The sequence below is a fragment of the Streptomyces sp. NPDC048411 genome, from assembly GCF_040704695.1.
Lineage (GTDB): Bacteria > Actinomycetota > Actinomycetes > Streptomycetales > Streptomycetaceae > Streptomyces.
The window spans coordinates 1-8,501 of sequence record NZ_JBEZKL010000207.1 but is presented as its reverse complement, the minus strand read 5'-3'; the positions used below and the strand labels follow the sequence as shown (position 1 = coordinate 8,501).

5 protein-coding genes are annotated in these 8,501 nt (G+C 70.2%); 2 read left to right on the top strand and 3 right to left on the bottom strand.

The genetic code is table 11. From position 1 onward, the window contains the following. Positions 1–169: 169 nt before the first annotated feature. On the bottom strand, positions 170–2,575 hold the full coding sequence (locus tag AB0915_RS36735; protein WP_366695400.1) for a glycoside hydrolase family 31 protein: 2,406 nt from the start codon (positions 2,573–2,575) through the stop codon (positions 170–172). Between the two features lie 223 nt (positions 2,576–2,798). Between AB0915_RS36735 and AB0915_RS36730 the strand changes: the two genes are divergently transcribed. After that, positions 2,799–4,775: an acetoacetate--CoA ligase gene (locus AB0915_RS36730; protein ID WP_366695398.1), complete on the top strand. Its 1,977-nt coding sequence runs from the start codon at positions 2,799–2,801 to the stop codon at positions 4,773–4,775. A 67-nt stretch (positions 4,776–4,842) separates the two neighbouring features. After that, on the top strand, positions 4,843–5,742 hold the full coding sequence (locus tag AB0915_RS36725; RefSeq protein ID WP_366695396.1) for a hypothetical protein: 900 nt from the start codon (positions 4,843–4,845) through the stop codon (positions 5,740–5,742). A gap of 60 nt (positions 5,743–5,802) precedes the next feature. Here the strand turns inward: AB0915_RS36725 and ptsP are convergent, their stop codons facing one another. Both ptsP and AB0915_RS36715 read right to left on the bottom strand, forming a co-directional pair. Beyond that, on the bottom strand, positions 5,803–7,473 hold the full coding sequence (gene ptsP, locus AB0915_RS36720; protein WP_366695394.1) for a phosphoenolpyruvate--protein phosphotransferase: 1,671 nt from the start codon (positions 7,471–7,473) through the stop codon (positions 5,803–5,805). 75 nt (positions 7,474–7,548) lie between these two features. Continuing rightward, positions 7,549–7,998 carry a PTS glucose transporter subunit IIA gene (locus tag AB0915_RS36715; protein ID WP_366695392.1) on the bottom strand — a complete coding sequence of 150 codons (450 nt, stop codon included), beginning with the start codon at positions 7,996–7,998 and terminating at the stop codon, positions 7,549–7,551. Positions 7,999–8,501 lie beyond the last annotated feature (503 nt).

Here is an 8,501-nt window from a genome sequence, read left to right as displayed (position 1 = left end):
CTCCCTGACGACCTGGCCAGATGGGTACGGCCAAAAGTGACGGGGAGGCCCCGAACCATCACTCCGGTGGAGCGGGGGCCCCGCACACTGGCGCCGTACCCGGCGTCCCAGATCGCACGATCACCGTAGCCCGAACAGCCCAGGCCCCCGCAAGCCCGGAAACCGACCATCACACGATCGAGTTAAACCCGCCCTCGTGCGCACTCCCCGGCGAACAGCTGGCAACCCCACGCACCCGCACCGGGCAGGTCACCCCACCCTCCTCACCGTCCCGTTCCACCACGACCTGCCCGCCCGACAGCCGCGACGTATACCGCTCGACCTCCGCCTGCTCCCATCCGTCACCCACGTCCCGGACCACCAGTCCGCCCCCGGTACGCCCAGGAGCCGGAGCCCACACCTCCAGTTCCATCCCCCCGTCCGCGCCCCGCACCGGAATCACCGCACCCGCACGCGCCAGCACCGGTATCCGCGACAACGGCGCATCGATCAGGACCTGCCCCGGCCCCTCGTACACCTCGCCGGTCACCGTGTCGTACCACCGCCCCCGCGGCAGCCGCACCGCCCGCCGGTCCGTGCCCCGCTGCAGCACCGGCGCCACCAGCAGCGCATCGCCGAGCAGAAACGCGTCCTCGCAGTCCCGCAGCGCCCGGTCCCCGGGCGCCCCCCACCACAGCGGCCGCACATACGGCGCACCCGTCAGCCGGGCCAGCTGCGCCAGCGTCACAAAGTACGGACGCAGCCGCTCCCGCTCCTCCAGCGCCGCCCTCGCGTGCTGCAGCACCTCCGGCCCGAACTCCCACGGCTCCCGTCGCCCCGCGTCGATCGCCGAGTGTGTACGGAACAACGGCAGAAAGGCACCCAGCTGGAACCACCGCAGATACAGCTCGGGGGACGGCGACCCGTCGAACCCCCCGACATCAGGACCCGAATACGGCACCCCGCACAGGCCGAGCCCCAGCACCAGCGCCAGCGAGGCGCGCAAGCCCGGCCAGCCCGACTCCACATCACCGGACCAGGTGCCCCCGTACCGCTGCATCCCCGCCCAGCCGGAACGCGAGAACAGGAACGGCCGCTCGTTCGGACGCAGTCGGCGGAGCCCCTCGTACCCGGCCCGCGCCATCGTCAGCCCGTACACATTGTGGGCCTCCCGGTGATCGCCCCCGAGGCCCTCCAGACAGTGCCGCGCCGACCGCGGCAGCGTCGGCTCACCGAATGCCGTGAACGACACCGGCTCGTTCATGTCGTGCCACACCCCGGAGAACCCCTGCGCCAGCCGCTCCCCGTACAGACCACCCCACCACTCCCGTACCCGCGGATCGGTGAAGTCCGGGTACACGCACTCCCCGGGCCACACCTCCCCGCGCACCGCCCGCCCCCGCGCGTCCCGCACGAACGCCCCGGAGCTTCCGACCGCCGAACCGGCATCGAACACCGCGTTCCCCGGCTCCGCCTTCACCGCCGGATCGACGATCGACACCAGCCGCACCCCGTCCTCCTCCCGCAGTTCCTTCGCCAGCCCTGCCATATCGGGGAACCGCTCACGGTCGACGGTGAACACCCGATGGCCGTCGTAATGGTCGATGTCCAGATGCAGCACGGACAGCGGCAGCCCCCGCTCCCGGTACCCGGCGACCACCCGCCGCACCTCCCGCTCACTCCCGAACCCCCACCGGGCGTGCTGCGGACCCAGCGCCCAGGACGGCGGCAGCGCCGGCGCACCGGTCAGAGCCGTCCAGCCCTGAAGCACCCTGGCCGGCGTCCCCGCGACCACCCAGCAGCGCAGCGGCCCCCCGTCCATCCGCACCTCGCACACCCCCGTACGGTCATGCCCGGACCCCGCGCCCTCCTCGCCCTCGCTGAGCGTCACCCGCCCCGCCCAGGTGTTGTCGTGGAACGCCAGATGCGTCCCCGCGTCTGAGACCACCACCTGCACCGGCATCGTCAGATACAGCGGATCGTCACCGGGCCCGAAGCGCCCGCCCGGGTCGGTGTTCCACAGCGCGTACGAACCGTCCCGCAACCGCGGCCCCGCCCCCCGCCCGCCCAGCCCGAAGAACCGGGCGTCCGCCGGCAGTTCGGACCGCTGCACCCACCGGGCGCAACCCCCCGCCACCGGCTCCCACCACCGCGGCGGCAGCTCCCGCCGGAGCACCACACCGCCGGGCGTGCGCAGTTCCACCGCCCCGTGCCGCGACACCACCACGGTCAGCCGCTCCGACACCACCTGCCAGCCGCCGTCCTTGTCCGGCTCCAGCACGGCACGCGGATCCGGCTCCGGCGCCGGACCGGACAGCGCGTACGACGGCAGCGGCTCCGCCCCGTCCCACGCCCAGAACACCGCGCCGCCCGCCGAAACCCGGATACTCAGCTCCGAACGGGCGAACCTGACCACACCACCACCGGGCCCGGGCTCCGCGCCCACCAGCAGACCCGGCACCCTCGCCCGCTCCACACCACGGGGCGGCAGCGCGCGCGCATCCGCGCGCTGCCGACGCCAGGCCGAGCGCACCGTGCGCAGCCCCCGCACCGAACCCACCAACTTCACCGAGCGCACCAGGTCACGACCGTTCATGCAGCTCACCCTGCCACCCGACGAGGCGCCAGCGGGCTCCGTTCAACTTCCGTTCACCCGTGGCTGGACCACATAGCCCGACAGACAACCATGGGCGGGGAACCCTGGTGCGGAAGACGATCACATGGCATCGTCCGTGAAAGCCGCCTCACGCGCACACCCCAGCACGTGTGCGCGCGAACCACGCCCACCCCGCGTACCCGTACAGCCAGGGAGCCGCCCCATGACCTCAGCAGCGAACGAAGCCCCCCTCTGGCAGCCCGACCCCGAGCGCATCGCCGCCGCGGCGGTCACCCGCTTCCAGAGCTGGGCGGCCGAGCGGTACGGAGCACCGGCCGAAGGCGGCTACCCGGAGCTGCATCGCTGGTCCGTCGACGAACTGGACACCTTCTGGCAGGCCGTCGCCGACTGGTTCGACATCCGGTTCTCCACCCCGTACGAGACTGTCATCGGCGACCGCACCATGCCGGGCGCCCAGTGGTTCCCCGGCGCCACCCTCAACTACGCGGAACACGCCCTGCGCACCGCCGAGGACCCTCTCCGCGCCGACGCGCCGGCCCTCCTCCATGTCGACGAGACGCACACCCAGGTCCCCGTCAGCTGGTCCGAACTCCGCCGTCAGGTCGGCTCCCTCGCCGCCGAACTCCGTGCCCTGGGGGTCCGCCCCGGCGACCGCGTCAGCGGCTACCTCCCCAACATTCCGCAGTCGGTCGTCGCACTGCTCGCCACCGCGGCCGTCGGCGGCGTCTGGACCTCGTGCGCCCCGGATTTCGGTGCCCGCAGCGTCCTTGACCGGTTCCAGCAGGTCGAACCCGTCGTGCTCTTCACCGTCGACGGCTACCGCTACGGCGGCAAGGAACACGACCGCTCCGAGACGGTCGCCGAACTGCGCCGCGAACTCCCCACCCTGCGCGCCGTCGTCCACATCCCGCTGCTGGGCACCGCCGCCCCCGAAGGCGCCCTCGAGTGGTCCGCACTCACCTCCGCGGACACCGAACCCGTCTTCGAGCAGGTCCCCTTCGATCATCCGTTGTGGGTGCTGTACTCCTCCGGCACCACCGGGCTCCCCAAGGCGATCGTCCAGTCCCAGGGCGGCATCCTCATCGAGCACTTCAAGCAGCTCGGACTGCACTGCGACCTCGGGCCCGACGACCGCTTCTTCTGGTACACCTCCACCGGCTGGATGATGTGGAACTTCCTCGTCTCCGGCCTGCTCACCGGCACCACAGTCGTGCTGTACGACGGAAGCCCCGGCTACCCGGACGTCAGTGCCCAGTGGCGCGTCGCGGAACAGACCGGCGCGACCCTCTTCGGTACCTCCGCCGCCTACGTCATGGCGTGCCGCAAGGCCGACATCCACCCGGGCCGCGACTTCGACCTCTCACGCATCCAGTGCGTGGCCACCACCGGGTCCCCGCTCCCGCCCGACGGCTTCCGCTGGCTCCACGACGAGGTCGCGGACAACCTCTGGATCGCCTCCGTCAGTGGCGGCACGGACGTCTGCAGCTGCTTCGCCGGCGCGGTCCCCACCCTGCCGGTACACATCGGCGAGCTCCAGGCGCCCTGCCTCGGTACGGACCTCCAGTCCTGGGACCTCGCAGGCAAACCGCTCATCGGCGAGGTCGGCGAACTGGTCGTCACCAACCCGCTGCCCTCCATGCCCATTTACTTCTGGAACGACCCGGACGGCAGCCGCTACCGCGACAGCTACTTCGACATGTACCCAGGCGTCTGGCGCCACGGCGACTGGATCACCCTCACCGACCACGGCTCGGTCATCATCCACGGCCGCTCCGACTCCACCCTCAACCGGCAGGGGGTACGGATGGGGTCCGCCGACATCTACGAAGCGGTCGAACGCCTCCCCGAGATCCGCGAATCCCTGGTCATCGGCATCGAGGAGCCCGACGGGGGGTACTGGATGCCGCTCTTCGTCCACCTTGCCGACGGTTACGCCCTCGACGACGGCCTGCGCGGCCGGATCAAACAAACCATCCGCGACAACCTCTCGCCGCGCCACGTCCCGGACGAGGTCATCGAGGTACCCGGCATTCCGCACACCCTCACCGGCAAGCGCATCGAAGTTCCGGTCAAGCGCGTCCTCCAGGGAACGGAGCTGGCCAAGGCCGTCAACCCCGGCTCGATCGACAACCTCGAACTGCTCCACTTCTACGAGGACCTGGCCCGCAAGCGCCACTGACAGTCCGCACTGTCAGTGCCCGTGATTACTCTGAGTGAGCAATGTTCGACAGCGCACTGGGGGACTCATGGCGCACACCAGGAAGACCAGGAACACCACGTCCATGCGACGCACGCTGCGCCGCGAAGCACCGAGCACCATCGGCCTCCTGGCCGACGAGCAGGACTTCGCGGCCATGCGGCGCTACCGCACCTTCACCTTCGACGACCACACCATCTATCTGCAGCAGGTCGAGGGCCTGCTGAAAATCCTCGCGGCCCAGGGCATGCACACCACGGTCGCCCTCTTCGACCCCGAGGAGTACGCGGAATACTGCGCGGAATCCGGGCTCGCGCCCGATGCCCCGGCCAGCCGCACCCGTTTCACCGCCGAAGTCGCGGCTGCCGGAGCCACCGTCGCCTACACCGGACAACCCATCGACACCCTGATCCCGCTCCTTGTCTCCCGAGCGGTCCGCCAGGCCACCTGGGAGTACGCCACGGTGCTCCTGGCCGACCTCGGTGAATGCGCCGACTGCGGCCAGGACATTGGCCGCGCCGCCTTCGACCGGGCCTCCCACCTCCTGATGCGCACCCTGGAAACGGCGGGCCCGGGCACCCACCACCTCGTCTGCAGCACCCCCACGGAGAACGAGCAGCTGCTCGCCGTCCTCCACACCGAGCGCGGCGCGACGGGGCCGGCCCGACTCGAATCCGGAGAAGGAGCAGAGTTCGTCACCGTCCTCGCTGTCGGCGTCGCCCTCGAAAGTCACGGAGGACTCGTCCTGCGTACGAGCAACCCCGGCACCCCGGACCGCGTCCACGGCTGGCGACTGACCCGCGGCAGCCTCGTGCCGCTCACCGCCGGAGAGGTCTTCAGCGCCTACTGCACCGACGCGGACACCGGAGACCCGGTCTCGCCGGAGTCGGGCGTGGAGTACTGCGCCGGCTTCGACGTCGGTGCCGACGCACCGGAGACCCACCACTGACAGAAGAAGGGCTCCCCGCCACCTGTGGCGGGGAGCCCCTTCATGACCGGCTGCGCGGACCTACTCGCCCGACAGCACCGTCTGAGCCGCGAGCCGCGCCTCATCGGCGGAATCCGCGGCGCGCGCGGCGGCAGCGGCACGCTCGCACTGCGCGAGCGTGTGCTTCGCCAGCGTGGCCCGGACATAAGGAATGGACGCGGCGTTCATCGACAGGGAGGTGACACCCAGACCGGTCAGCACGCAGGCGAGCAGCGGATCGGCGGCGGCCTCACCACAGACACCGCAGCTCTTGCCCTCGGCCTTGGCCGCATCGGCCGACAGTGCCACGAGGTCCAGCAGTGCGGGCTGCCACGGATCCTGCAGCCGGGACACTGCACCCACCTGACGGTCGGCGGCGAAGGTGTACTGCGCCAGGTCATTGGTGCCCAGCGACAGGAACTCCACCTCCTGCAGGATCGAGCGGGCCCGGAGAGCGGCGGACGGAATCTCCACCATCGCGCCGAACTTAGCCTGCAGCCCGGCCGCCCGGCACGCGTTGGCGAACGCCTTCGCATCCGTGCGGTCCGCCACCATGGGCGCCATGACCTCCAGATGGACGGGAAGCCCCTCGGCGGCCTTCGCCAGCGAGGTCAGCTGGCCCCGCAACACCTCCGGGTGGTCCAGCAGAGTGCGGAGCCCCCGCACACCCAGCGCCGGGTTCGGCTCGTCCGCGGGCGTCAGGAAGTCGAGCGGCTTGTCCGCGCCGGCATCCAGCACCCGCACCACGACACGCCCCTCGGGGAATGCCTCCAGCACCGCCCGGTACGCCGCGACCTGCTTCTCCTCGGACGGCGCCCGCTTGCTGTCGTCCAGGAAGAGGAACTCCGTACGGAACAGCCCCACACCCTCGGCACCGGCCTCGACCGCAGCCGCCACATCGCCGGGCCCGCCCACATTGGCGAGCAGCGGCACCTTCTGACCGTCGGACGTCGCACCCGGACCGGTCGAGGCGGACAGCGCAGCCTTGCGCGCTGCCGCAACGCTCTCCATCTCGGCACGCTTCGCGTCGCTCGGCTCGACGAATATCTCGCCGGTGCTGCCGTCCACCGCGATCACGGTGCCCTCGGCCAGCTCACCGGCCCCGGGGAGAGCCACTACGGCCGGCACACCGAGCGCTCGCGCGAGAATCGCACTGTGACTGGTCGGTCCGCCCTCCTCGGTGACGAAGCCGAGCACCAGTGTCGGGTCGAGCAGCGCCGTATCGGCAGGCGCCAGGTCCCGTGCGATCAGTACGTACGGCTCGTCGCTGTCCGGTACACCCGGCATCGGCACACCGAGCAACCGCGCCACGATCCGGTTGCGCACGTCGTCGAGGTCCGCGACCCGCCCCGCCAGGTACTCCCCGGCAGCGGCGAGCAGAGCCCGATAGGCGGCGAAGGCGTCGTACACGGCACGCTCGGCACTGCTCCCGACGGCGATCCGCCGGTCCACATCGGCCATCAGCTCGGGGTCCTGCGCCATCAGGGCCTGTGCCTCGAGCACGGCCTGTGCCTCGCCGCCGGCCAGATTGCCGCGCGCGTTCAGGTCGGCCGCAACAGCGTCCACAGCCTGGCGAGCACGTCCCTGCTCGCGCTCGGCCTCCTCCGCCGGGATCTGTTTGGCCGGCGGCTCCAGTACGGCCGTGCCCATGTGCCGAACCTCGCCGATCGCCACACCGTGGCTCACGCCGACGCCTCGCAGCGTTGTCTCCATTTCACCGTCTCCGATTGTGCGGCGATCCCGTGCCACCGCCATGTGTACCGACTACCTGATACCGCGCCGAGTGCGTCACCGCCAACCGAACAGCGCGTCGCCGACCGTCACATCCCCGTCCTCACGGACATCGGACAGCGACTCGGCGGTGGCCTCCAGCGCCACAATCGGGCAGATGGAGGACTTGCCGGCCTCTTCCACGGCGACGGGGTTCCAGCGCACGACGCCCTGACCGCGCGTGATGGTGTCCCCTTTGTTGACGAGCAGTTCGAAGCCCTCGCCATTGAGCTGCACGGTGTCGATGCCCAGGTGGGTCAGCACCCCGTGCCCATGCTCGTCCACGACGACGAACGCGTGCGGGTGCAGGGAGACAATGATTCCGTCCACCGGCGAAACGGCCTCCGACGGTTCGCGCACGGGATCAATGGCAGTTCCGGGCCCCACCATCGCGCCGGAGAAGACCGGGTCGGGTACCGCCGCGAGTCCGATGGCGCGTCCGGCAACAGGGGACGTCACAGTGGTCATGGGGAGCCTCCCGGGGCGAAGCTTCACTTGGCGCCGCCGCGGCCTGTAAGGGGCGACGTACTGTTCAGCAGCGTAAGTCATAAGAAGTCCCGGTTCCGCCCGAGTCCTCCGGCTTCGCGGACCTAGAGGTGCACCGGCAACGATTTGCCTCGACTACCGGAGGCCTGTACTGTCGTACTCCTGCCTGGCCCCAACGCGACATAAAGTCGGGGGTCGGTGGCGACGTATCAAGCCCAGACCTTAATTCGGATTTGGCACCTGCATGCCTGCAGACAGCTGGTCAAGGAAACGGAAAAGGCCTGATAGAGTCGGAATCGCCGGAAAGGGAAACGCGAAAGCGAAGAACTGGAAAGCGCAGTAACAAATCCTCTGCTTCGCAGAGGGCCCGCTTCGACCGGGAATCGGACGCGAAAGAGTCTGATAGAGTCGGAAACGCAAGACCGAAGGGAAAGCCCGGAGGAAAGCCCGAGAGGGTGAGTACGAAGGAAGCGTCCGTTCCTTGA

Excerpts from the sequence above, each read along its gene's own strand:
- AB0915_RS36735 (WP_366695400.1), bottom strand. The coding sequence starts at position 2,575 with ATGAACGGTCGTGACCTGGTGCGCTCGGTGAAGTTGGTGGGTTCGGTG.
- AB0915_RS36730 (WP_366695398.1), top strand. The coding sequence starts at position 2,799 with ATGACCTCAGCAGCGAACGAAGCCCCCCTCTGGCAGCCCGACCCCGAG.
- AB0915_RS36725 (WP_366695396.1), top strand. The coding sequence starts at position 4,843 with ATGGCGCACACCAGGAAGACCAGGAACACCACGTCCATGCGACGCACG.
- ptsP (WP_366695394.1), bottom strand. The coding sequence starts at position 7,473 with ATGGAGACAACGCTGCGAGGCGTCGGCGTGAGCCACGGTGTGGCGATC.
- AB0915_RS36715 (WP_366695392.1), bottom strand. The coding sequence starts at position 7,998 with ATGACCACTGTGACGTCCCCTGTTGCCGGACGCGCCATCGGACTCGCG.